The following is a 22,159-nucleotide window of genomic DNA, read 5'->3' as shown; positions in this document are numbered from 1 at the left end:
ATCGGTTGCTCGGCCGCGGGTGCCGGTATCTATTGTTTTGTGTCGGCCCCGGCTCCGGCAGACCGACAGTGCTCGAGAAGACTGGGAGAGTGAGACCGTGACTTCCTCCGGCCCGCGTCCGCAGCCCAGCGAGGTGGCTCGGGTGACCTCAGAGGCGTCCGAGCTGCTGGAAATCCTCTGGGGGCGCGCCTCGACGGCTCCCGTCTCGGCGTCCCAGCTGCGGGTGCTGTTCATCCTGGAGCACAGCGAGGGCATCAATCTGCGCACCCTCGCCGACGCGCTCGGCTCCACTCCTCCGTCGACCAGCAGGCTGTGCGACCGGCTCCAGGCGGTGGGGTTCGTCGAGCGTCGGCCCAGCGCCATCAGTCGTCGTGAGCTGCGGCTGTTCCTGAGCCGCCGGGGCAGGTCGTTCCTGAGCGAGCTGCGCGTACGCCGCGAACGTGCCCTGGAGTCGGTCCTCGCACAGATGCCGGCCGCGCAGCGCACCGCGCTGCTGCAGGGGCTGGAGGCTTTCTGCGCCGCCGCGGCGACGCAGATCCACGAGGCCGACGAGCTGGACGTCAGGACGGCCTGACCCGCGGCGCTGCCGGTGGCCGGAATCAGCCCGCACGCGTCGTCGTGCCGCGGCCGGCCGGCGTCGGCAGCCGGCTTCAACCACCGCAGCATTCCCGGCCCCTTCCGTGCCTCGGACAGCTCATCGCTTTGTTGCCTCCCGACTACAGTTGTCAAATAGCAACTGTTGTCCACGTGTCTCCGCCATCCGGTTCCCGACGTTCACCTCTGCTGTGGAGCCTGTCCCGAAGACCGGGCGTCAAAGGGTGACTTCGCCCACCTGCGCCAACGCGTCGGCGACGCTCGTCGCGCCGGCCACCGTGCGATTGACGCCGGTGAGGTCCAGGACGCGCTGGACGGTCGGCGTGGGGGAGATGAGGCGGACACTGCCGCCGACCCGGCGGGTCTCCTCGTACGCTCTGAGAATGACGTTGATCCCGGACGAGTCCATGAAGGGAACCGCGGTCAGATCGAGCAGGAGATGACGGCGACCGCGCCCCACCTGATCGGACAGGTGGTCGCGCAGTTGAGGAACCGTGTCCACGTCCAGGTATCCGTCGACCGCGACCAGGGCTATGCCTTCCCGAGGCAGTGTCACGTTGATGGACACGGGGGCTCGTTCGGCCGGCACGGTTTACCTCCAATAAACGCCAGGGTCAGGCATTTCCTCAACTGGGAATGATCCCGAAGCATCCGGCGTCGGTCCTTAAACGTCGTCAGTCCGTCGATGATGCGCAGGTGCCGGGCGCAGCGAGCACGTCCACGTCTACCCCTCGAATGACCATGCACACCTGGAGGTTGCGTGCCGCCCCTCGGCGGTCGGGGCGGGCGGCCGTGGCACGCCCGCGGGCGGAACTACGCCACCCGGATCCCGACGATGCACGTGTCGTCGTCGGTGTCGGACCTGCTGTACGTGAGAAGCCGGTCCAGCTGGTGGTCCAGCGTGGTGGGGGTCGTGCGAACGGTGGTCAGCAGCTGGGTCAGCGACTCCTCCACCGAGCGGTCGCGGCGCTCGACCAGACCGTCCGTGTACATCAAGAGGGTGTCGTCGACGGCGAGCTGGATTTCGGCCTCCTCGTACGAGGCCTCCGGTACTGCGCCGAGCAGTATCCCCTTGAGCAGCGACAGCGGGCCCGCGTCCGCACCGCGGACCAGAACGGGCGGCAGATGACCGGCCCTGGCCCAGCGCAACGTGCGGCGCTCGAGGTTGTAGAGGCCGCAGACCGCCGTGGCCGTGACGCCGCCCGTCAGATGGTGCGCCACGATGTTGAGCCACGACAGCAACTGGCCGGGGCCCGCGCCGGTCACGGCGAGTCCGCGCAGCGCGTTGCGCAGCACCACCATGCTCGTCGCCGCCTCGATCCCGTGACCGGCCACATCGCCGACGCTCAGCAGGACAAGGCCGGAAGGCAGGACGACGGCGTCGTACCAGTCGCCGCCCACCAGCTGCTCGGTCTCCGCCGGGCGGTAGCGGACGGCCACCTGGAGCCCGGGAGCCTTCAGCGGGGCCTGCGCCGGCGGCATGATCGCGTGCTGCAGCTGGAGGGTCAGCCGGTTGCGTTCGTGTGCCTGCTGTTCGGAGTGGGCGAGTTGGTCGCGCGTGGCGGCCAGCGCGACCTCCGTCCAGTGCTGGGCCGAGATGTCCTGACAGGCCCCGCGTACGACGAACAGCCGGTCGTCGGCGTCGAGTACGGGCTCCGCCACCATCCGGACGTGCCGGGTCACCCCGTCCGGGCGCTGCAGCCGGAACGCCGCGGTGGCCGGCCGCCCGTGGTGCAGCACGGTCCGCAGAAAGCGGCCGATGGCGACGGCGTCGTCCGGGTGCGCGTGCGCGGCCAGCTCCTCCAGCGGCACGGGGGCACTGGAGGCCGGGCGGCCGTACAGGCTGAACAGCGTGCCGTTCCAGGTGATCTCGCCGGTGAGCAGATTCTCCTCGAAGCCGCCGATCCTGCCGAGCCGTTGGGCGTGCTGGAGCAGACTCGCCAGTCGTGCCGTCTCGTCCTCGATGCGCCAGATCAGCAGCACCGTGTCGCCGTGCCGGCTGAGGCTGATGTCGGCCACCGTCGCCAGCGGTACCTGGTCGACCAGGGCCGTGAGATCCATCCGCTCGGCCCGGAACGGCTCACCCGTGGCGTAGACCCGCTCGATGTGCTGGAACAGCTCGCTCTCCCCGGCTGCCATCGGGTAGGCCTCCAGCAGCAACGCTCCGTTGATGACACCGCTGGGCCGGCCGGCGGGATCGAGGAACCGCCGGTTCACGTGACGGATACGGAAGTCCGAGAGCCGCCCGTCCTGGTCGAGATGCGGCACGAGGACCACGGAGGGGTCGTGCAGTCCGTCGACCAGATCGACCAGCTCCGCGACGCCCGCCGTGACACGGGAGCCGTGGAAGCTCTGGCTGTCGACCAGGAGCGGCTGCGCTTCGAGCGTGTGGGCGCACAACTCGGCGAGGGCGTCGACCTGGCGGACCACCTGAGGCGGCTGCGGGTACAGAGGGGACGGCCAGGCGATCTCCAGGACACCGTGGATACGACCGCCGGCACTGGCCGGAGCGGCGACCCTTCCGCCGTCCGGATAGTAGGCGTGCCCGATGGTCGGAAGGCCCTCCTCCGACACGGACGAGGTCCACTGCGTCGTACGGCTCGACAGGGCACGGCGCGCCACCGTCGCCACCCCGGGCGGCACGTAGCGCCAGCGCCCGGCCTCCGCGGCGGAGAACCCGGCGCTGCCCGCCAGGCTCAGGGAACCGTCCGCACCGGCCGCCCAGATGGCCACGGCCACCGCCCCGAGGGGTGCCAGCGCGTGCTGGAGCAGGGAGTCGGCCACCGCCTGTGTGTCGTCGGCGGCCAGCGCACCGCTCTCCGCCTCCCGCAGTCGTACCGCCGGGGCGGAGCCGCTCGCGCCGCCCTCCGCCGTGGCCGCCAGGAACGTACTGGTCACCTCCGACAGCCGGTCGCGCGCCGCCTGATTGATGACGTCGACGGCGAGTTCGAGCAGCGGAACCTTCGCCTGCTCGGTCAGTTCGGCGAGCTGCCGGGCGGCCTGCGCGGGCCCGCAGCCGAGCCGCTCGACCAGGATGCCCTTGGCGAGTTCGATCAAGGCGCGTCCGTCGGCTTCGGCCTGGGCGGCCTGCACCTCGCGACGCAGCCGCTCCACGGTGGCCGCCAGCCTGCCCACCGGAGACGTCGACGGGACGCCGGGCGGACGGCCCGCGGCGCTGCCCTCGTTCGACGGCAGCGCGAGGGAGCCCGCAGGATCCGACGTCACGAGGGAAACGGCGGATTCGGGCGGGAGCTCGCCGGGGCCCGGCTCACCGGGCTGCTCAGGAGTGCTGCTCACTGTGCGGTTGCTCCTCGGCTGGGACGCCTGCCGGCGCGGGGGAGAGAGAGTGGGTGCGGTGCGGGACGGCGCCTGCCCGGCCGTTCGAACCGGACGGACACCATCCGATGTCACACGCTCAGCCAGCGTCGGACGCAGGCGATGAGGTCGTCGGTGTCGACCGGCTTGGTCACGTAGTCGCTCGCGCCCGACAGAAGGCTCTTCTCCCGGTCGCCGGGCATCGCCTTGGCGGTGACCGCGATGATGGGCAGATCGGCGTACTGGGGCATCTTGCGAATCTCGGCCGTGGCGGCGTACCCGTCCATCTCCGGCATCATCACGTCCATCAGGACGAGCGCGATGTCGGGACGGCTGATCAGGGTCTCGATGCCCTTCCTGCCGTTCTCCGCGTGCAGGACCTGGAATCCGTGCAGCTCCAGGATCCCGCTGAGCGCGAACAGGTTGCGGGCGTCGTCGTCGACCACGAGCACCGTGGTGCCGTGGAACATCTCGCCGACGAACTCGGAGTTCTGCTGCTGCGGTTCCTCGGCCCGGACCAGGGGGAGCACGTCCCCCGGCTCGTCGGCGGACAGATGCAGGGCGATGCGCTCACGCAACTCGTCGAGGCTGGAGAGGAATTCCAGCGGCCGGTCCCCGCACAGGGACCGCAGCGCCCGCTCCTGGGCCAGGTCCACGCGGTTGCCGTTGTGGACGAGCACAGGAACGTTCGCCAGCGCCGCGTCGCCTTCGACGGCCTGCAGGAAGTGGGGGGCTTCCCCTTCGGGCATACCGAGTTCGAGGACGACGCAGTGGCACGGCTCGGCCGCCAGCGCGCTCGCCGCCTCCTGTGCCCCCATGACGGTAATGACGTCGACGGTCCTGCGCGCGTCGCTGTCGTCACGGCTGAGGGCGAGGTCCCCGACCGCGCTCTCGGCGACGAGGGTCAGCAGGCCGCGCGGACGTTCCTCCACGACGAGGAGCCGGCGCCGGTTGCGCCGGGGCGGCCCGGCCGGGCCGGGCACCGGACGGCGTACCGCCACCGTGTCGGTGGTCTCCGCGATCGGAGCGGCCTCCAACGCGCGGCCGCCGCTGAGCAGTTCCTCGAAGTCGGGACGGGCCACCGGAAGGAAGAGGGTGAAGGTGCTGCCCTTGCCGGGCGTGCTGTCCACGGCGACGGCGCCGCCCAGCAGATGGGCGATCTCCCGGGTGATGGACAGCCCCAGGCCCGTGCCGCCGTACTTGCGGCTCGTGGTGCCGTCCGCCTGCTGAAAGGCGCCGAAGATGGTCTCCAGCTGCTGCTCCGGGATGCCGATGCCGGTGTCCTTCACCCGGAAGGCGACGACGCTCCCGCTGCGCAACACCCCCTCCGGAACCTCGTGTCCCGCCGCCGGCTCGATGCGCAGTTCGACGCTGCCCTGCTCGGTGAACTTGACCGCGTTGGACAGCAGGTTGCGCAGCACCTGGCGCAGCCGGGAGTCGTCCGTGAGCAGATCGCCGGGCGCGCCGGGCGCGGTGCTGATCGTGAATTCCAGGCTCTTCTGCGACGTCATCGGCCGGAAGGTCGCCTCGACGTATTCGAGGAGCCGGCGCAGCGACACCCGCTCCGGAGAGACGTCCATCTTGCCGGCCTCGACCTTCGACAGGTCCAGGATGTCGTTGATCAGTTGCAGCAGGTCGGAGCCTGCGGAGTGGATGATGCCCGCGTACTCGACCTGCTTCGGCGTGAGATTGCGCGACGGGTTCTGGGCCAGCAGCTGGGCCAGGATCAGCAGGCTGTTGAGCGGCGTGCGCAGCTCGTGGCTCATGTTCGCGAGGAACTCGGACTTGTACTTCGAGGCCAGCGACAACTGCTGGGCCCGCGCTTCGAGTTCCTGCCGGGCCTGCTCGATCTGCAGGTTCTTGGCCTCGATGTCCCGGTTCTGCGTGGCGAGCAGCGAGGCCTTGTCCTCCAGCTCGGCGTTGGAGCGCTGCAGTTCGTCCTGCTGGACCTGCAACTCCTCGGAACGCGCCTGCAGTTCGGCCGTCAGACGCTGGGACTCGCCCAGGAGTTCATCGGTACGGGCGTTGGCCACGATGGTGCTGACGTTGACACCGATCGTCTCCATCAGCTGCTCGAGGAAGGTCTGGTGGACCGGCGTGAAGCGGGAGACCGAGGCCAGCTCGATGACGCCGAGGACCTGCTCCTCGACCACGATGGGCAGTACCACCAGCGCCGTCGGCACCGTGTGGCCGAGTCCGGAGGAGATGGTCACGTACCCCGGCGGCAGCTCGTCCACCGTGATGGCGCGGCGGCTTCGGGCCGCCTGGCCGACGAGGGAGTGACCCATCCGGATCCGAGCGGGCCGGTCCGTGTCGTCCGGGTATCCGTACGACCCGACGAGCCTGAGGTCCGTCCCGTGGCCGGTCTCCTCCGCGAGGTAGAAGGCGCCGTACTGCGCGGAGACCAGGGGCGTGAGCTCGTCCATGATCAGCTCGGCGACGACGTCCAGATCGCGGTAGCCCTGCATCAGGCCGGAGATACGGGCCAGGTTGGTCTTGAGCCAGTCCTGCTCCTGGTTGGCCCGGGTGGTCTCGCGCAGGGACTCCACCATGGAGTTGATGTTGTCCTTGAGCTCGGCGACCTCGCCCGACGCCTCCACGTTGATGGAGCGCGTCAGGTCGCCCTCGGCCACGGCGCTCGCCACTTCGGCGATCGCGCGGACCTGGCGGGTGAGGTTGCCCGCGAGTTCGTTCACGTTCTCCGTCAGGCGCTTCCAAGTACCGGAGACGCCTTCCACCTCGGCCTGTCCGCCGAGCCGGCCCTCGCTGCCGACCTCGCGGGCGACGCGGGTGACCTCGGCGGCGAAGGCGGAGAGCTGGTCGACCATCGTGTTGATGGTGGTCTTGAGTTCCAGGATCTCGCCGCGGGCGTCGACGTCGATCTTCTTGGAGAGGTCACCCTTGGCCACCGCGGTCGTCACCAGGGCGATGTTGCGCACCTGGCCGGTGAGGTTGTTGGCCATCGAGTTGACGTTGTCGGTGAGGTCCTTCCAGGTGCCCGCCACGTTCGGTACGTGCGCCTGGCCGCCCAGGCGTCCCTCGGTACCGACCTCGCGGGCCACGCGGGTGACCTCGTCGGCGAAGGCGGACAGCGTGTCGACCATCGTGTTGATGACGTCCGCGAGGGCCGCGACCTCGCCCTTCGCCTCGACAGTGATCTTCTGGGAGAGGTCGCCCTTGGCGACGGCGGTCGCCACCTGCGCGATGGAGCGGACCTGACCGGTCAGGTTCGACGCCATCACGTTGACGTTGTCGGTGAGGTCCTTCCAGGTGCCCGAGACGCCTCGCACGGTGGCCTGCCCGCCCAGATTGCCGGCGGTGCCGACCTCGCGGGCGACGCGGGTGACCTCGTCGGCGAACGCGGAGAGCTGGTCGACCATCGTGTTGATGGTGTCCTTGAGCTCGAGGATCTCGCCGCGGGCGTCGACGGTGATCTTCTGGGAGAGGTCGCCCTTGGCGACGGCGGTGGCCACTTGGGCGATGGAGCGGACCTGGGCGGTCAGGTTGCCCGCCATGAAGTTCACCGAGTCGGTGAGGTCGCGCCAGGTGCCCTTGACTCCCTTGACGTCGGCCTGTCCGCCCAGGCGTCCGTCGGTGCCGACTTCTCGGGCGACGCGGGTGACCTCGTCGGCGAACGCGGAGAGCTGGTCGACCATCGTGTTGATGGTGTTCTTCAGCTCGAGGATCTCGCCGCGGGCGTCGACGGTGATCTTCTGGGAGAGGTCGCCCTTGGCCACGGCCGTGGTCACCTGCGCCACGTTGCGGACCTGGGCGGTGAGGTTGCCCGCCATGAGGTTGACGGAGTCGGTGAGGTCGCGCCACACACCGCCGACGCCGGGCACCTGGGCCTGTCCGCCGAGGCGCCCCTCGCTGCCGACCTCGCGGGCGACACGGGTGACCTCGTCGGCGAACGCGGACAGCTGGTCGACCATCGTGTTGACGGTCTCCTTGAGCTGAAGGATCTCGCCGCGGGCGGGGACGTCGATCTTCTGCGACAGGTCGCCCTTGGCCACGGCGGTGGCCACCTGGGCGATGTCCCGGACCTGTGTGGTGAGATTCCCGGCCATGGCGTTGACGGAATCGGTCAGATCGGCCCAGGTGCCGGAGACCCCGGGGACTTCCGCCTGGCCGCCGAGGGTTCCTTCGGTGCCGACCTCGCGCGCCACGCGGGTGACCTCGGACGTGAACACCGACAACTGGTCGACCATGCCGTTGAAGACCGTGGCGATGTCGCCCAGGAGGCCGCCGGCCTCGTCGGGAAGCCTGGTGCCGAAGTCACCGTCGCGTACGGCGGTCAGCCCGGCCAGCAACTGACGCAGCTCCTGCTCGCCGGGCGTCCGGCTTGAAGGCTCAGTCGTTGTCACGGTCATGCGTACCCTCGTTCCGCTCCCCAAGAGTCCCGGGACGGGACTCGGAACAACCCCGGACCCACGGACCACCCCAGGGGCCGTCCGTGAGATTTCCGCAGTTCACCAAAGTGCCCACGGAGAAAAATACGCCGAAGGCTAACCCACAAATCATGCGATGAACAAAGCGGTGAAGGGGAACTCAGCGGCCGCTAAAAAAAGTTGTCGGAAACAGGCATGACCGCGCCGGAAGGGGATACACAGGACCCTCTCGTTGTGCTCCGACCCCGTCCGTCCCGAAGGTCGCGGGCCGGTGCGGACGAGTGGACCTCACACGAGCGGATCCCGCCGTGCCGCTTCACGAGCGGGTACCCGTGGAGCGGCACGGCGGGATCGGTGCCATGGACGAGGGGCGTCGTCAGGCGACCGACGGGTCCAGCAGGCCCGTACGGAGCCGCTTGAGGATGCGGGTGATCAGCCGCGAGACGTGCATCTGCGAGATACCGAGCTCCTCGCCGATCTGGGCCTGGGTGCGCTCTTCGACGAAGCGCAGGTGCACGATCAGACGCTCACGGTCGTCCAGCTCGGCGATCAGCGGCGCCAGCGAGTTGAAGTCCTCGACGAGCTCCAGCGAGGAGTCCTCCTCGCCGATGAAGTCGGCCAGGACACCGTCGCCGTCCGTCGCGCCGTTGCTGACGAGGGCGGCGTCCAGGGAGGTGGGGGTGTAGGCGTTGGCGGCCTTGCGCGCCTCGATGACGTCTTCCTCGGGCAGCGACATCAGCTCGGACAGCTCGCGGACGGTGGGCATCCGGCCGAGGCGGGTCTGCAGTTCCTCGGTGGCCTTGGCCAGCTCGACGCGGGCTTCCTGCAACCGGCGGGGAACGTGGACCGCCCAGCTGGTGTCGCGGAAGAAGCGCTTGATCTCACCGACGATGTAGGGGACGGCGAAGGAGGTGAACTCGACCTCGCGCGTCAGCTCGAACCGGTCGATCGCCTTGATCAGGCCGATGGTGCCGACCTGGACGATGTCCTCCATGGAGTCGCCCCGGCTGCGGAAGCGGGAGGCGGCGTAGCGCACGAGCGAGAGGTTCATCTCGATCAGGGTGTTGCGCACGTACTGAAATTCGTGCGTGCCTTCCTCGAGCATGGCGAGCCGGTCGAAGAACTGGCGGGAGAGGTCGCGGGCATCCTTCGGCTTCACCTTCGAAGGGTCTTCGATGAAGGGAAGTTCGGACTCGCCGATCACCTCGGCCGTCCGCTGTGCCGCGGCAGTTGTCTCCAGCGCCGTCACGGCTGCCATGCCGTCCACCCCATTCGTCGAAGGTATTGATGACACAGGCCGCTTGCCCCGGCTCCCGAAGATCACACCACCCGAACCGATGAAAAAATCTGGAGACGCTCCGACGACGGCGGTCCCCGCCGGAACGCGTACCCGTTCGCCTCGCGAGCGCCTGTCCGGACATCCGATCTGCAGGTAGTCGGCGGAACTCCGGAACGCCCGAGTATTCTGAGGACCGAAACGAGGGCGGTGGAAATGACGCACGGCGGTGACAGCACGGGAGCGAGCCCTGATCCGTCACATCTCGGAGGCGCCGTTCTCCGGATGTACACGCTGGGGGAGCGCCCGGGGATACGGCTGGTCGGGGAGATCAGCCCGCCCACTCGTCCCGTCTGGCGGCACGCACTCTCACAGCTGGCGAGCCAGTCCGACCATGTCTGCTTCCTGGAGCTGTCCGCGATCACGTTCGTCGATGTCGCCGGCGCCTCCGAACTGGTACGTACCGCACAGGCCCTCGACGAGAAGCAGCGGTTGGTCCTGGAGCGGCCGCCGCCCGAGCTAGCCCGCATCCTCCAGCTTTTCTGGCCAGAACTCCGGACTATTGAGGTGGCTGCATGACGGACACGGCCATCCCCATAGAGCCATTCGTCCACCCCGCGCTTTTCTACCGCGGTGACCAGGAGTACGTGGACGGGACCGTGCCGTTCCTGCTGGACGGTATGGCCGCCGCGGAGCCTGTCGCGGTCGCCGCGCCCCCCGATCGGCTGGCGGTGATCCGGGCGGGGCTCGGCGCGGCCGCGTCCGAGGTGCACTTCGTCGACATGACCAAGGCGGGGCGGAACCCCGGCCGCATCATCCCGTCGGTCCTGCGGAAGTTCGCCGACGCCTGTACGGGCGGTCGCGTACGCATCATCGGGGAGCCGATCTGGGCCGGGCGCTCCGCGGTGGAGTATCCGGCCTGTGTGCAGCACGAGGCACTGATCAACATGGCGTTCCAAGGGCGCGACGTGACGATCCTGTGTCCCTACGACGTGAAGGCGCTGTCCCCCGACGTGATCGCCGACGCGCAGGCCACGCATCCCGTCGTGATCGACAAGGGACGCGAGGAGGCCAGCAGCGCCTACGCCGTCGAGGACGTGCTCGCGCGTTACAACGAGGCGCTGCGCCATCCGCCGGGAGCGGCGTCGGTCCATTTCGATGCCGACGCCCTGCCGACCACGCGCGACTTCGCGCTCCAGGAGGCGGCGGTGCGGGGGATGAGCCGCGTCCGTGTGCAGGACCTCGCTCTCGTCGTCGCGGAACTGACGACCAACAGCGTGGTGCACGGAGGCGGTTCGGGGACGCTGCGGATCTGGGCCGAGAACGGCCAGATCGTGTGCGAGGTGCAGGACGACGGGCGGTTCACCGATCCGCTGGCCGGCCGGCACCCGGTCCACCCCGATCAGCTGGGTGGCCGCGGCCTCTTCCTCGTGCACTTCCTCTCCGACCTCGTCCGCGTGCACTCCGGCGAGCTCGGTACGACGGTCCGCAGCTACCTCACCCTCAGCTGAGCCCGGAGTCCTCGGCCGGCGCGCACATCGGCGCGCGCCGGCGGGTGGACGTCCACGACTGCCACGTACACGGCAAGGCCCGGACCCATGGCCGGGTCCGGGCCTTCACTGAAGGGCGTTGCCGCCGCGCGGGGTGACGTCCCCTAGCGCGGGCCGCCCTGCTCTGCGTCCTGTGCCGCTTGGCGCTCGGTATGAGAGCCGGCCGTGGACAACGCTCCGCCGGAGCTCTCGAGGTGCGCACGGACGAACCACTGGAACTGTTCGAGAGAGCGCAGCTGCTCGATGAGGAGATCCTCCGTCACCGGATCGGTCTTGCCGACCTCGGTCAGCGCCGCGCGGTGGGCCTCGATGACTCCCGTGTAGACCAGGTCGAGAGCGCCGAGGTGGGCGATCGCGTCGGCCCGCCCCACGTCGTAGTCGTCCCAGGTCCTTTCGGCCACCAGAGCGCCGGGGGTGCCTTCCGGTACACCGCCGAGGGCGGAGATGCGTTCCGCGGCGTCATCGGCCATTTCCCGTACGCGATCCACCTGGGGGTCGAGCATTTCGTGCACGGCGATGAAATGGGGCCCGACGACATTCCAATGCACGTGCTTCAAAGTGAGGGAAAGGTCGTTGAGCGCGTGCAGTCGCATACGCAGCAGTTCGATGACCCGTCCGCCGTCCTGCGTGCTGAGGCCGGGGACCGTGTACTTCGGGGTTGCGCTTGTCGACATGGTGTTTCTCCTTCCCGAGTGGCTTCAACAGAGGGGCTGTCGCCCCGGTGGGTGCGGCGGCTACCAGCGGTACCAGCGGCCACGGCGTCCACCGGACGCTCCCGGACGGATGACGAAGCCGAGCAGCCATACGACGAGGACGATGACCGCCAGCCACCACAGCGCCTTGAGGGCGAATCCGGCACCGAAAAGAAGCAGGGCGAGCAGCAGAACCAGAAGAATGGGAACCATCAGTATCAACCTCCAGGACCTCTGGTGCCCCGGTTCATTCGGGCTACACACCCGCCCTCCGAAGCGGAAACGGAATGCGACCGAGGGGTGCATGGTGGCCGTCACAAAGCGCGGGAGAGTTCCCGGAAAGGCCTTTGCGAAACTGAGGAATTGGTCTCCGTGCGGCGCGGTACGGGCACAACGGACCGGCTTCAGGTGAGGCCGGGCTCCTTCACGAACGATCCCGGGACCCCATGCCTCACAGGCGGACGTACTCCTTGCGGACAACGGCCGCCAGGTGGGTCATCGCTTCCTCGGCGAGCATGCGGTCGGCCCGGTCGAGGACGGCGAGCACATCGGCGGCGGCCTTCCTGACCGACTCGGGCACCTCGTCGAGCGCGGCCATCCGGTAGGCGAGGGTACGGCGCGCGGCGCGTTCCTCCGTTGTCACGCCGCTCGGTCCGGAACGCGGGAAGACGGCGGCCTCGTAGGCGGCGACCTGCACCAGGACGCCGTGGGCGAGGCCTTCGGCGTAACCGCGGGCGCCGGCCTGCCGTTGCGCCGCCGCGAAACCGGCCAGGGCGCGCCGTCGTACGAGGAGGGCGCCGACCGTGCCCGCCCCCGCCGCGCAGGCAGCCGCGGCGAGAGCGGCACCCGCACCGCTGAGGAGCGCGCCGATGAGTCCGGCGGTGGCCGCCAGGAGGCAGGTGAGCCCGCTGGTGAGGAGGACGAGTGCGCGCGCGGGCGTCAGCGATGCCATGGCGGCAGTGTGCCAGCCCCCGCTGGAGTCCCGGCCGAGGGGTCCTGTACGGCACCGGGCGTCCTCGCGCCGAGGCACCCCGCCGGCCGGCCGTTGCTGTCGGGCGGGGCGGGATCCCGGTGTGCCGCCGTCAGTTGTCGTAGCGGATCCAGCTGCGCCCGGTGGTGTCGTACGTGTACGGCGGCCGGCCTGTCGTGCCGCTGGTGCGGAAGGGCCGGCCGCCGTCGTCGATGCGGGTGGTGCCGGTGCGGCCCTGGGCCGACCAGTCGAGCTCCAGATACCAGCGGCAGTCGCAGTTCTCGGTCCGGGCGTTGACCAGCAGCACCTCCGGGTCCTCGACGGACACCCGGTAGGGTAGACGCATCGCCGGGATCGTCGTACCGCTGTCGTTGCCCGCGACAGACCGGGCGATCGGGCGGTCCTTGTCCAGGTCGACGTCGAACGAGCGAGGGGTGAGGGCCCCTCCGCACCCGTTGTCCATCCGGAACGCGTTGTACGGCAACGGCGTTGCGCGGCCGACGACGCGCACCCGCAGTGCCTCCAGGACCACGGCCGCGGAGGTGCGGCCCTGGACCGAGATCTCCACCATGGTCTGCCGCCCGTGCACGGCACCCTGCGACAGGGCCCACGCGCCCGCGTCCTGCGCGGCCGGCGGCGGGGGAACCTGCTGTGCCGGCTTGTCGACGAGGTAGGTGTGGTCGCAACCGGACTGCCACACCTGCGAGTTGGCTGTCCAGGTCAGGGGTACGGCGGCGGGCCGGCCCTTCTTTTCCTTCGGATCACCGGAGGCGCCGGTGCCCCGGGACGGGGACGCGGACGCCTTCGCCGAAGCCGAGGCCGATGAGCGCACGTTCTTGGCGGACTTGCCGGTGCTCGGTGTGGGGCGCGGCCGGTCGGCGTGGGACGCCGACGACGTGGGCGCGGTGCCTTCGGCGGCATCGGCGCCCGATTCACCGGACGGCAGGGCGAGCAGGCCGGCCACGGTACCGAGGAGCGCGGCCGTCAGGGCGGCGGTGACGAGGGCTCGCCGACGGGTTCCGAGCCGGCCGGGCGTGCGCTTCACGTCGGCCGGGCCGCCGCCTCCGCGGAGTGCCGGCCCACTCGCGGTCCACTCGCCGGAGGGCGGCGCGGCTGTGTCTGCAGCCGGGGTCAGGTCCACTGAGAGGCTCACCGCGTCCGTGGCGTCCGACGGTCTCAACGGGTCCGACGGGTCGGTGGTATCACCGGAGTTCGGGGCGTTGGGCGCGAGCGCGCCGTCGGCGGGGTCCGTCGGCCCGGCGGACGGGAACCCGTCGGCCGGCTCCACGGCAGCGGCCGTGTCACCGCGCGGAGGGCGCGTCCGGCGGCGCGCCGCCACGGCCGGGATCCACAGCCGGTGCAACTCCATGCGCTCCGCCGGCGACGCCCCGCACAGCGCGGCGAACCGCTCCACCGAAGCGAACTCGAGAGGCACCGTGTCCCCGGAGCAGTAGCGGTGCAGCGTCGACGTGTTCATGTTCAACCGGCGGGCCAGGGAGCCGTAGCTGCGGTCGGTACGTGCCTTGAGACGGCGCAGCAGTGCCGCGAACTCCTCGACGTCGTCCTGAGTCGACACGCTTCCCCCGTGGCCTTCCGTGCCCATCCCCGTTGGCGGGCCCCCGAGTTGTCCCGGAACGGCATCCCAGGCACTCACATAGGTGCACGTCAGATGGCCTGGGATGGTTCCACCGAGGCGAGCCGGGCGTGAGCTCTTGTGCCGGACCGCTGGGGCCGCTGATGCTCTTGGTGTCGCACCGACCGCCGCCGGAATGACCTCCCGGACGGCTGACCACGACGGGTCCGGCGATGCGGGCATCGGATGACTTACGTACACAGAAACTCACACGTACAGAAACAGGGGACACCCATGACCATGCGCACCCGACTCACCGCGCTCGGCGCCCTCGCCGCCGCCGGCCTCGTCATCGGCACGGTGACCGGCGCTCCGGCCGGCGCCGCGGTGAAGGCGAGCGCCTCGCCCGCGTTCCTGTCGGCCGCCCAACTGCCGCCGCACCCCACCTCGTCGTGGACGGCGGGCAAGGTCACCGGTGGCGTGCCGGACCAGCTGCTGCTGTGCTTCCCCGAGACGTTCGCGGGCTACGACTCCAGCTACCGCGAGTTCTGGACGGACCTCGACACGAACGCGCGTCAGCTCACCGTGGTCGTCAAGGACGAGGCCAAGGCCAAGAGTCTGGCGACACGGCTGAACAAGGAACTCAAGAGGTGCGCCACGACAGTTGAGCAGTCCAACCCGGGAACGGACGCGGAGGTCCGCGACTACGGCACTCTGCCGGTCGAGGAGGGCGCCCACGCGTACGGCCTGCACACGACCACCTCCTTCGGCGCCGACGACGTCCGCCTGCTGTCGGTCGGCCGCGACGGCTATGCCGTGACGGTCGTCGAATGGGCGGCGCTGGGCGACTTCGGCGCGGCGCCGGTGAGTGCGTTCAAGAAGACGACGACCACCGCGGTCAACAAGCTGTACTGACGCGGCCCCAAGGACAGGTCGTGGTCCGCTGATTCGGGGGACGGACCACGGCCGGCTCAAAAGGAAGACGGCTCACCCCGCCGCGACCGATCGGCCGCGGCGGGGTGAGCCGTACGCGTCGTGCGGCCGCCTACTGGAAGGAGCACCCGGGATTGGCGGCGTCCTCGGACAGCGGGGCTCCGTGGGGGAGGACGTAGAGCACCTCCAGGACGACCGGGGTGGTGCCGAGGTTGCGGCCGATGTGCACGTGATCGGCCCCGCTGGGCTCGGTGATCGTGGTTCCCCGCCGGTAGACGCCGTCGGAGGCGCAGCCGGCGTCGAAGTGGCTCAGGGTGCCCGTCTTGACCAGGCCGTACAGCGTGCCGTCGTGGTAGTGCCAGCCGGTGCTCTGGCCGGGCGGCAGGGTGACCTCACGCAGGATGTAGTCGGTGCCGTCCACGGTGGTCTGGGAGATGATCCTGCCGGTGACACCCGGGCCCGGCGGGGTCGCATGGGCGGTGCCGCCGAAGCAGACCGAGGCAAGAACGGTGACCGTGGCGAGTCCCGTACGGGGCAAGGTGCGCATGAAGGGAGTCCTTTGGGAGGCGAGGGACACGAGTTCCTCTCCTATATGCCGCGGCAGGCACGCCCCCGAACCCATGGAGCACGCACACATCGCAGGTGTGCGCGGTTCTCGTGGCGCAGTCGTCGCCGCTGGTGCCCCCACCGGGCCGGAGAGGGACAATTGGGGCATGACTCCTCGCCTGGGTGACGTGAGCGGTCCCCCTCGGCTGGCCCGTCCGCAGGAGGGCATCAGCCAGGAGGAACTGGCCCTCGCGGCCCGCAACCATGGCCTCCCACTGGAGGCGCTGCGCTACGACGTGACCCCACCAGGGCTGCACTATGTGCTGACCCACTACGACATCCCCGACGCGGACGTCGGCCGGTGGCGGCTGACAATCGGTGGCCGGGTGCGGCAGCCGCTCCGGCTGGGGCTCGCCGATCTGCGGTCGTATCCGCCGGTCACCGAGCGGATGACGATGGAGTGCGCAGGGAACGGCCGGGCCCTGCTGGCGCCCCGGCCGGTGAGCCAGCCGTGGCTGGTCGAGGCGGTCGGCACCGCGGAATGGACGGGAGTGCCGCTAAGGCTGCTGCTCGCCGAGGCGGGCGCCGAGCAGGGATCCGGTGACGTGGTCTTCACCGGTGCCGATCACGGAGTCGAGCGCGGGGTGGAGCAGGACTACCAGCGTGGTCTGGCCCGGGAGGTGGCGCTCGGCACCGACCCCGAGGTCCTCGTGGCGTACGAGATGAACGGCGCCGCGCTGCCGCCGCAGCACGGGTATCCGCTGCGGCTGGTGGTACCGGGCTGGTACGGCATGGCACACGTGAAGTGGCTGCACGACATCACCGTCACGGACGCTCCGTTCACCGGGTTCCAACAGTCGGTGGCCTACCGGCTCCGGCAGGAGGCGGACGACGAGGGCGAGCCGGTCAGCCGCATCGCCCCGCGTGCCCTGCTGATCCCGCCCGGTTTCCCGGACTTCATGTCCAGGGCGCGGGTGGTCCGGCCGGGCCGTGTGCCGCTGGAGGGGCGTACCTGGTCCGGCAGGGCGCCGGTGACCTCGGTCGAGGTGAGCACGGACGAGGGGCGTACCTGGTCCGAGGCCGAGCTGGAGCCCGCGAGCGGGCACCGCTGGGCCTGGCGCCGGTGGCGCTTCGACTGGCTTGCCGTTCCGGGCAGCCATCTGCTCAGCGCCCGGGCCACCGACGCCGGGGGCAACATCCAGCCCCTGCGCCAGCCGTGGAACCGAGGGGGGTTCGCGAACAACCTCGTCCAGCGGGTGCCGGTGCTCTGCCTGGACGCCGACGAACCCGACGACGCCGCCTGAGACCGACGCTGCGGGCCCTTGAGGGCGAGGCTCCCCTCACGACGTACGCGACAGCCGTCCGAGACGGTACAGAAGACGTACGCGACAGCCGCCCGAGGCAGTGCAGCCCGCTTGTCGTCGCGTCAACTCGTCTTCATCGCCTGCCCACTTGGTGACAGGGCCGCACCCAAAGCTGCGGGCGGGGCGCCGTGGTCCTTCAGGGAGCCCACGCGCAGGCTGCGTTGTCGGCAGGTGTCCAGGATGCGGGGAAGCGCGCCGAGCGTGTTGAGCCAGGATCCTGGGGCGGACGTGCAGTCGGAGTCGTGGAGCAGGATCGTGCCGCCCCCGCGGAGATCGGCGGTGACGGTGTGGTGGACGGTGCCGGGAGTGGCTCCGGCCCGCCAGTCCTCACCCCAGCAGGTCCACAGCGTGGGGGTCAGGCCGAGTCGGCGCGCGGCGACATGGGCGGACGTGGTCATGACGCCGTACGGCGGACGGAACAGCCGGGGTGCCTCGCCGGTGAGCGCGGCCACGGTGTCACGGGCCCGGGCGAGGTCGTCGTAGGTGGAGCGGGGGCCGCGCAGCAGCAGCATGCGGTGCTCCCAGCCGTGCAGGGCGATCTCGTGCCCGGCGGCCGCCATCTCCTGGACGAGACCGGGCGAGCGGGAAGCGGCCGAGCCGAGGAGGAAGAAGGTGGCGTGCACCTCTCGGGCGGCCAGTAGGCGCAGGAAGAACGGGGTGGACACAGGATCGGGGCCGTCGTCGAAGGTCAAGGCCACGTGGTCGGGTCTGCCCTGTGCCGCGAGGCCGGGCATCAGACGGTTGCGCAGGGGGCCGAAGGCGGAGACGGCCGGAGCCGCGTGGGCCGCGAGGGCGGGCAGCAGAGCGCAGACGGCGGCGCGCGCGAGACGGGTGGAGTTCACGTGCGCGGCCCTTCGTCGGCCCGGTCCCAGTCGAGGTGGTCCAGGCCGTGGTGGACGGCCTGAAGGACGGCGGGCCCTTGATGGGTCGCGGCGATCCCGGCACCGATCGCTCCGGCCCACAGCGTGGTTGCCGCGAGGACGGCTACGGCCATCCTGCGCTGGCGGCCCGGGCTGGGCGGGAGGAGCGTACGCCGGTACGCGGTCCGGAGGCGGCGGGTCCTGCCCGCTGCGGCGAACACGCTGCTGTGCGGCCGGCGTATTCGAGCGGCCACCGGTCGTCCGGTCGAGAGCCGCGGTTCGGAGCTCTCGGCGCCGACGGTGAACGTGGCCGCTGCGGTGCGGACCGCGTGCCGGACGGCGAGGCCCGCTGCCGCCCGGGCGGCAGCGGGGCCGGGGGAGAGGTGGGACGCGACGGCGCCCTGACGTACGACGCGGGACGAGGTGGTACGGGGGCCGGCCGTGCGGGGCGTGGTGTCGTCGTGTCCGGCGATGCGCAGTGGGGCTTCCGCGGCTTCGCAGACCCGCAGTACCTCGGCCACCGCCCCGTCGCCCGGCCCGTCGGCGAACAGCGCCAGGCCCGCCGCACGCTGCCTTCGGCCGGCCGTGCCGTCGAGGAGATCGGCCAGGGCGGGTGCCAGGTCACCGGGCCGGCGTATCCACACGGCGACACCCGCTTCGTGCAGAGCGGCGGCGTTCGTCTGACCGTGCCCCGGTATGCAGCCGTAGCTGACCACCGGGAGTCCGCAGGCGAAGGCCTCGAGCGAGGTGAGCCCGCCGGCGTTCTGCACCAGGATGTCGGCGGCGTGCATCAGACCGGGCATGTCATCGACCCAGCCGTAGACGTGCTCGATGCCGGCCGATCTCAGCCGTGCGGCGAGGCGTTCGTTGCGACCGCACACCACGACCGGTACCGCGGTCCCGCCGGCCAGGATCTCCGTAGCCGCTTCCTGCACGGGACCGACGCCCCAGGAGCCGGCGACGAGCAGTGCCAGCGGGACGTCGCGCGGCAGCCCGAACCGCTCCCGGACGGCCTGCCGGTGCCGGGTATCGACCGGCGCGAAGCGAGGGTTGACGACCGGTGCGGAGACGGTGACCCGCGCCGCCCCCAATGCCGTTGCCTGCTCCGCGGGGACGGAATGGGCCGCGAGATGGGCGTCGACGCCGGCGGCCACCCACAGCGGGTGTACGGAGAAGTCGGTGAGATAGGTCAATGCGGGCACGGAGAGGCGGCCGTCGCTGCGCAGCGCGCCGAGTACCTGACTGGCCCCCGGGTAGGTCGCGACGACCGCACGGGTGTCCGCCGGCAGCACGGCCAGTGTCCGCTGCTCGGCGAGGCGCAGCAGGGCACGCGCGATCGGGCCGGTGCCCGCGGGGCGGTCGGTGACGCTGTAGATCCGCTGGTACGCCCAGGGGGCGTGGGTCAGCAGCTGGTGGTATCCGCCGTTGATGAAGCGGCCGACTCCGAGGGGCAGGAGGTCGAGGAAGTCGTGCCGGTCCACCGGGTGACCCGCGGCGGACAGCCGGCGGGCGAGTTCGGTGGCGGCGCCGTCATGGCCCGCTCCGACGCTCGCGGAGATGATCACGATCCGGCCCGGACGACCGGCGGCCGGGTACGGGAGCACCGAGGCGGATGCGGCCCCGGACGCGCGCGCGTCCTCGGCCTTCCGACTGCCGACAGGCACCATGAAGCGACTCCGAACGTCAGGGTTTGCACAGGCACAGGTCGGCCGGGCGCGAGAAAACTACAACATGTAGTAGTAGTGGTGCCTGAGAATCAGCGGCTGTTTCGGCAAGAGTTCGACAAGAAGTAGTAGATTGGGCGGCCGTCCAGGGCGGCGGGCGCGCCACCGCAGACGTGAGGCGGACGGGCGCGGCCGACCCGGGCCCGGTTCACGGGTCCTGATCTCGGAAACCGTGGGAACGCCACTTCTCCGGATCGGTCCGCGTACGAGGAAGGTGGGAACGGTATGGCTGACGAGGACCGCGGCGGCCGCAGGCGGGCGCCCGGCGAGTTGGAGAGCAGCGTCCTCGCCGCGCTCTGGTCGGCGGACGGTCCGCTCACCCCCGCGCAGGTCAAGGCGCTGCTGCCGGGGGATCTGGCCTATACGACGGTGCTGACGATCCTGTCGCGTCTGCTCGACAAGGGGCTGCTGTCCCGCCGGAGGGCCGGCCGGGGCTATGCCTACGAGGCTCTCCGCAGCGAGGCCGCGCACACCGCCGAGCAGATGCGATCGCTGCTGGAGCGCAGGTCGGACCGCGGCGCGGTGCTGGCCCGGTTCGTCTCCGAACTCTCCGAGGACGACGAGCGCCTGCTGAAGCGGCTGTTGGACGAGCGCGAGGACTGACGGGCGGTCCGGAAGGGCGGACGGGCCGGCGGGCCGCGCACGGAATCGGCCGTCGCTCCCGGAAACGGCCGGTGCCCCGGGGCCCGTCCGATCGCCCGACCTCGGCATTCCCTGCGTCATGGCCCTATGAACCTCGAGGTCCTGTCGCTACCCTCCGCGCATGATTTCCACGGTTGTGTGGGGTACCGGCAACGTCGGCCGCGCGGCCATCCGCGCCGTCGAGGCCCACCCGGCACTGAAACTCGCGGCAGTGCTCGTCCACAACTCCGAGAAGGTCGGCCGCGACGCCGGTGAACTCGGCGGACTCGACCACCACTTGGGCGTCGCGGCCACCGACGACATCGACGCCGTACTGGCCGCCGCCCCCGGGGCCGTGGTCTACGCGGCATCCGGCGACATCCGTCCCGACGACGCCCTCGCCGACATCTGCGGGGCGATCAGGTCCGGTGCCGTCGTCGTCACGCCCGCGCTGTACCCGCTCTACGATCAGCGCAACGCCCCGCCGGAGTTCCGGGATCCGGTGCTGGCGGCCATCGCGGACGGCGGCGGTTCGCTGTTCGTCTCCGGTGTCGACCCGGGCTGGGGCAACGACGTACTGCCCCTGCTGATCAGTGGACTCGGCACCACGATGGACGCCATCCGCTGCCAGGAGATCTTCGACTACTCGACGTACGAGCAGGAAGAATCCGTACGCTATTTGGTCGGTATGGGCCAGCCGATGGACTACGAACCGCTGATGCTCGCGCCGTCGATCCCGACCATGGTGTGGGGCGGCCAGATACGGCTGATGGCCAGGGCCCTCGGCGTCGAACTCGACGACATCCGCGAAACCATGGAGCGCCGCGCACTGGAGTCCACGGTGAGCACGCGCACGATGGGCGAGTTCGCGGCCGGCACCCAGGGCGCGGTGCGGTTCGAGGTGCAGGGGATCGTCGAGGGCGAGCCCCGCATCGTCATCGAGCACGTCACCCGCATCCACGCGTCCTGCGCCCCGGACTGGCCGACGCCGCCCGACGGTGACGGAGCACATCGCGTGATCATCGAGGGGCGTCCCAGGATCGAGGTCACCATCGAGTCCACCGACGAGGGCGAGAACCGGTCCGCGGGCGGGAACGCCACCGCCGTCGGCCGGCTGGTGAGCGCCGTCGACTGGCTCGTGGACGCGGAACCCGGACTCTACGACGCGCTCGACGTCCCGCTGCGTCCCGCAGTCGGCAGACTCGGAAGGAAATGACCATGCAGATCGACATCCCCGAGGGACAGGAACCGATCGGATACGTGTGGGGCGAGATGGTCCCCGGCATCGGCATGGCCGCCGCCAACTTCTCCCTGTCGGTGTACGAGCACACGACGCTGGGGCTGCGCGAGTTCGAGGCCGCGCGGCTGCGCATCGCGCAGATCAACGGCTGCCTCTTCTGCCTCGACTGGCGGACCGAACGGGAGGGCGAGAAGGTCGAGGACGACTTCCCGGACGCGGTGACCCAGTGGCGCAGCACCGACGCCTTCGACGACCGCACCCGGCTGGCCGCCGAGTACGCCGAGCGCTACGCCCTCGACCACCACGGACTCGACGACGAGTTCTGGACGCGGATGACCGCGCACTACAGCCAGCGCGAGATCGTGGAACTGAGCATGAGCATCGGCTCCTGGCTGGCGTTCGGCCGGCTCAACCATGTCCTCGGACTCGACGCGGTCTGCGTACTGCCCACGCACTGAGGTGACGTGAGGTCGGCCGGGACGGGCAACGGGCCGCACAGGGAGCCCCTGCGCG

General features: G+C 70.5%; 19 protein-coding genes. 8 read left to right on the top strand and 11 right to left on the bottom strand.

What is annotated here, in order from left to right; genetic code table 11:
* Nucleotides 1-142: 142 nt before the first annotated feature.
* Nucleotides 143-574, top strand: coding sequence for a MarR family transcriptional regulator (locus ACFWM2_RS37755; RefSeq protein ID WP_383290005.1), 432 nt, complete (start codon nucleotides 143-145; stop codon nucleotides 572-574).
* Nucleotides 575-811: 237 nt separating this feature from the next.
* Here the strand turns inward: ACFWM2_RS37755 and ACFWM2_RS37750 are convergent, their stop codons facing one another.
* The 4 genes from ACFWM2_RS37750 to ACFWM2_RS37735 all read right to left on the bottom strand — a co-directional run bounded on the left by ACFWM2_RS37750 (nucleotide 812) and on the right by ACFWM2_RS37735 (nucleotide 9,555).
* Nucleotides 812-1,162 (bottom strand): STAS domain-containing protein, encoded by a 351-nt coding sequence (locus ACFWM2_RS37750; RefSeq protein WP_383290001.1) that lies wholly within the window; start codon nucleotides 1,160-1,162, stop codon nucleotides 812-814.
* 245 nt (nucleotides 1,163-1,407) lie between these two features.
* Nucleotides 1,408-3,891, bottom strand: a complete 2,484-nt coding sequence (locus tag ACFWM2_RS37745; protein ID WP_383289999.1) for a SpoIIE family protein phosphatase — start codon at nucleotides 3,889-3,891, stop codon at nucleotides 1,408-1,410.
* A gap of 110 nt (nucleotides 3,892-4,001) precedes the next feature.
* Entirely contained in the window at nucleotides 4,002-8,279 is a 4,278-nt protein-coding gene (locus ACFWM2_RS37740) for a HAMP domain-containing protein (protein ID WP_383289996.1), read from the bottom strand.
* 394 nt (nucleotides 8,280-8,673) lie between these two features.
* Complete coding sequence (locus tag ACFWM2_RS37735) at nucleotides 8,674-9,555, bottom strand: RNA polymerase sigma factor SigF (RefSeq protein WP_383289993.1); 882 nt, start codon at nucleotides 9,553-9,555, stop codon at nucleotides 8,674-8,676.
* A 303-nt stretch (nucleotides 9,556-9,858) separates the two neighbouring features.
* Between ACFWM2_RS37735 and ACFWM2_RS37730 the strand changes: the two genes are divergently transcribed.
* Together ACFWM2_RS37730 and ACFWM2_RS37725 are read left to right on the top strand one after the other, a co-directional pair.
* A complete protein-coding gene (locus ACFWM2_RS37730; RefSeq protein ID WP_383289990.1) occupies nucleotides 9,859-10,152 on the top strand; it encodes an STAS domain-containing protein in 294 nt (97 codons plus the stop codon).
* On the top strand, nucleotides 10,149-11,084 hold the full coding sequence (locus ACFWM2_RS37725; protein WP_383289987.1) for an anti-sigma factor RsbA family regulatory protein: 936 nt from the start codon (nucleotides 10,149-10,151) through the stop codon (nucleotides 11,082-11,084). The genes ACFWM2_RS37730 and ACFWM2_RS37725 overlap by 4 nt, the downstream gene beginning before the upstream one ends.
* Before the next feature lie 143 nt (nucleotides 11,085-11,227).
* On the opposite strand, the gene ACFWM2_RS37720 is transcribed toward ACFWM2_RS37725, so the two are convergent.
* From ACFWM2_RS37720 to ACFWM2_RS37705, 4 genes are all read right to left on the bottom strand, one after another.
* Complete coding sequence (locus ACFWM2_RS37720) at nucleotides 11,228-11,797, bottom strand: Dps family protein (protein ID WP_383289984.1); 570 nt, start codon at nucleotides 11,795-11,797, stop codon at nucleotides 11,228-11,230.
* A gap of 60 nt (nucleotides 11,798-11,857) precedes the next feature.
* Nucleotides 11,858-12,028 carry a hydrophobic protein gene (locus tag ACFWM2_RS37715; RefSeq protein WP_383289982.1) on the bottom strand — a complete coding sequence of 57 codons (171 nt, stop codon included), beginning with the start codon at nucleotides 12,026-12,028 and terminating at the stop codon, nucleotides 11,858-11,860.
* Between the two features lie 238 nt (nucleotides 12,029-12,266).
* Entirely contained in the window at nucleotides 12,267-12,767 is a 501-nt protein-coding gene (locus tag ACFWM2_RS37710; protein ID WP_383289979.1) for a hypothetical protein, read from the bottom strand.
* A gap of 130 nt (nucleotides 12,768-12,897) precedes the next feature.
* Nucleotides 12,898-14,361 (bottom strand): helix-turn-helix domain-containing protein, encoded by a 1,464-nt coding sequence (locus ACFWM2_RS37705; RefSeq protein ID WP_383289976.1) that lies wholly within the window; start codon nucleotides 14,359-14,361, stop codon nucleotides 12,898-12,900.
* A 291-nt stretch (nucleotides 14,362-14,652) separates the two neighbouring features.
* On the opposite strand from ACFWM2_RS37705, the gene ACFWM2_RS37700 reads away from it, so the two are divergent.
* Nucleotides 14,653-15,273 carry a hypothetical protein gene (locus ACFWM2_RS37700; protein WP_383289973.1) on the top strand — a complete coding sequence of 207 codons (621 nt, stop codon included), beginning with the start codon at nucleotides 14,653-14,655 and terminating at the stop codon, nucleotides 15,271-15,273.
* Nucleotides 15,274-15,403: 130 nt separating this feature from the next.
* Here ACFWM2_RS37700 and ACFWM2_RS37695 read toward each other — a convergent pair whose 3' ends face one another.
* Nucleotides 15,404-15,838, bottom strand: coding sequence for a cupin domain-containing protein (locus tag ACFWM2_RS37695; protein ID WP_383289970.1), 435 nt, complete (start codon nucleotides 15,836-15,838; stop codon nucleotides 15,404-15,406).
* Nucleotides 15,839-16,004: 166 nt separating this feature from the next.
* Here ACFWM2_RS37695 and ACFWM2_RS37690 point away from each other — a divergent pair, with 166 nt between their 5' ends.
* On the top strand, nucleotides 16,005-17,141 hold the full coding sequence (locus tag ACFWM2_RS37690; protein WP_383289967.1) for a sulfite oxidase: 1,137 nt from the start codon (nucleotides 16,005-16,007) through the stop codon (nucleotides 17,139-17,141).
* Between the two features lie 122 nt (nucleotides 17,142-17,263).
* Here the strand turns inward: ACFWM2_RS37690 and ACFWM2_RS37685 are convergent, their stop codons facing one another.
* Both ACFWM2_RS37685 and ACFWM2_RS37680 read right to left on the bottom strand, forming a co-directional pair.
* The gene (locus ACFWM2_RS37685; RefSeq protein ID WP_383289964.1) at nucleotides 17,264-18,043 is read right to left on the bottom strand and encodes a polysaccharide deacetylase family protein; all 780 of its coding nucleotides are present in this window, start codon (nucleotides 18,041-18,043) and stop codon (nucleotides 17,264-17,266) included.
* Nucleotides 18,040-19,728: a glycosyltransferase gene (locus ACFWM2_RS37680; RefSeq protein ID WP_383289961.1), complete on the bottom strand. Its 1,689-nt coding sequence runs from the start codon at nucleotides 19,726-19,728 to the stop codon at nucleotides 18,040-18,042. The genes ACFWM2_RS37685 and ACFWM2_RS37680 overlap by 4 nt, the downstream gene beginning before the upstream one ends.
* 282 nt (nucleotides 19,729-20,010) lie before the next feature.
* Here ACFWM2_RS37680 and ACFWM2_RS37675 point away from each other — a divergent pair, with 282 nt between their 5' ends.
* The 3 genes from ACFWM2_RS37675 (at nucleotide 20,011) to ACFWM2_RS37665 (ending at nucleotide 22,104) form a co-directional block, all read left to right on the top strand.
* Nucleotides 20,011-20,388 (top strand): BlaI/MecI/CopY family transcriptional regulator, encoded by a 378-nt coding sequence (locus ACFWM2_RS37675; RefSeq protein WP_383289958.1) that lies wholly within the window; start codon nucleotides 20,011-20,013, stop codon nucleotides 20,386-20,388.
* A 160-nt stretch (nucleotides 20,389-20,548) separates the two neighbouring features.
* A complete protein-coding gene (locus tag ACFWM2_RS37670) occupies nucleotides 20,549-21,622 on the top strand; it encodes a dihydrodipicolinate reductase (protein ID WP_383289956.1) in 1,074 nt (357 codons plus the stop codon).
* Nucleotides 21,623-21,624: 2 nt separating this feature from the next.
* A complete protein-coding gene (locus ACFWM2_RS37665) occupies nucleotides 21,625-22,104 on the top strand; it encodes a carboxymuconolactone decarboxylase family protein (protein ID WP_383289953.1) in 480 nt (159 codons plus the stop codon).
* The last annotated feature ends 55 nt before the right edge of the window (nucleotides 22,105-22,159 follow it).

The organism is Streptomyces sp. NPDC058371, assembly GCF_042723265.1.
GTDB lineage: Bacteria > Actinomycetota > Actinomycetes > Streptomycetales > Streptomycetaceae > Streptomyces.
This window is presented reverse-complemented; position numbering and strand designations above follow the sequence as displayed.

Coding starts and splice junctions, on each gene's coding strand:
- ACFWM2_RS37680 (WP_383289961.1), bottom strand. CDS start 19,728: ATGGTGCCTGTCGGCAGTCGGAAGGCCGAGGACGCGCGCGCGTCCGGG.
- ACFWM2_RS37710 (WP_383289979.1), bottom strand. CDS start 12,767: ATGGCATCGCTGACGCCCGCGCGCGCACTCGTCCTCCTCACCAGCGGG.
- ACFWM2_RS37740 (WP_383289996.1), bottom strand. CDS start 8,279: ATGACCGTGACAACGACTGAGCCTTCAAGCCGGACGCCCGGCGAGCAG.
- ACFWM2_RS37700 (WP_383289973.1), top strand. CDS start 14,653: ATGACCATGCGCACCCGACTCACCGCGCTCGGCGCCCTCGCCGCCGCC.
- ACFWM2_RS37715 (WP_383289982.1), bottom strand. CDS start 12,028: ATGGTTCCCATTCTTCTGGTTCTGCTGCTCGCCCTGCTTCTTTTCGGT.
- ACFWM2_RS37695 (WP_383289970.1), bottom strand. CDS start 15,838: ATGCGCACCTTGCCCCGTACGGGACTCGCCACGGTCACCGTTCTTGCC.
- ACFWM2_RS37690 (WP_383289967.1), top strand. CDS start 16,005: ATGACTCCTCGCCTGGGTGACGTGAGCGGTCCCCCTCGGCTGGCCCGT.
- ACFWM2_RS37720 (WP_383289984.1), bottom strand. CDS start 11,797: ATGTCGACAAGCGCAACCCCGAAGTACACGGTCCCCGGCCTCAGCACG.
- ACFWM2_RS37670 (WP_383289956.1), top strand. CDS start 20,549: ATGATTTCCACGGTTGTGTGGGGTACCGGCAACGTCGGCCGCGCGGCC.
- ACFWM2_RS37665 (WP_383289953.1), top strand. CDS start 21,625: ATGCAGATCGACATCCCCGAGGGACAGGAACCGATCGGATACGTGTGG.
- ACFWM2_RS37675 (WP_383289958.1), top strand. CDS start 20,011: ATGGCTGACGAGGACCGCGGCGGCCGCAGGCGGGCGCCCGGCGAGTTG.
- ACFWM2_RS37735 (WP_383289993.1), bottom strand. CDS start 9,555: ATGGCAGCCGTGACGGCGCTGGAGACAACTGCCGCGGCACAGCGGACG.
- ACFWM2_RS37730 (WP_383289990.1), top strand. CDS start 9,859: ATGTACACGCTGGGGGAGCGCCCGGGGATACGGCTGGTCGGGGAGATC.
- ACFWM2_RS37725 (WP_383289987.1), top strand. CDS start 10,149: ATGACGGACACGGCCATCCCCATAGAGCCATTCGTCCACCCCGCGCTT.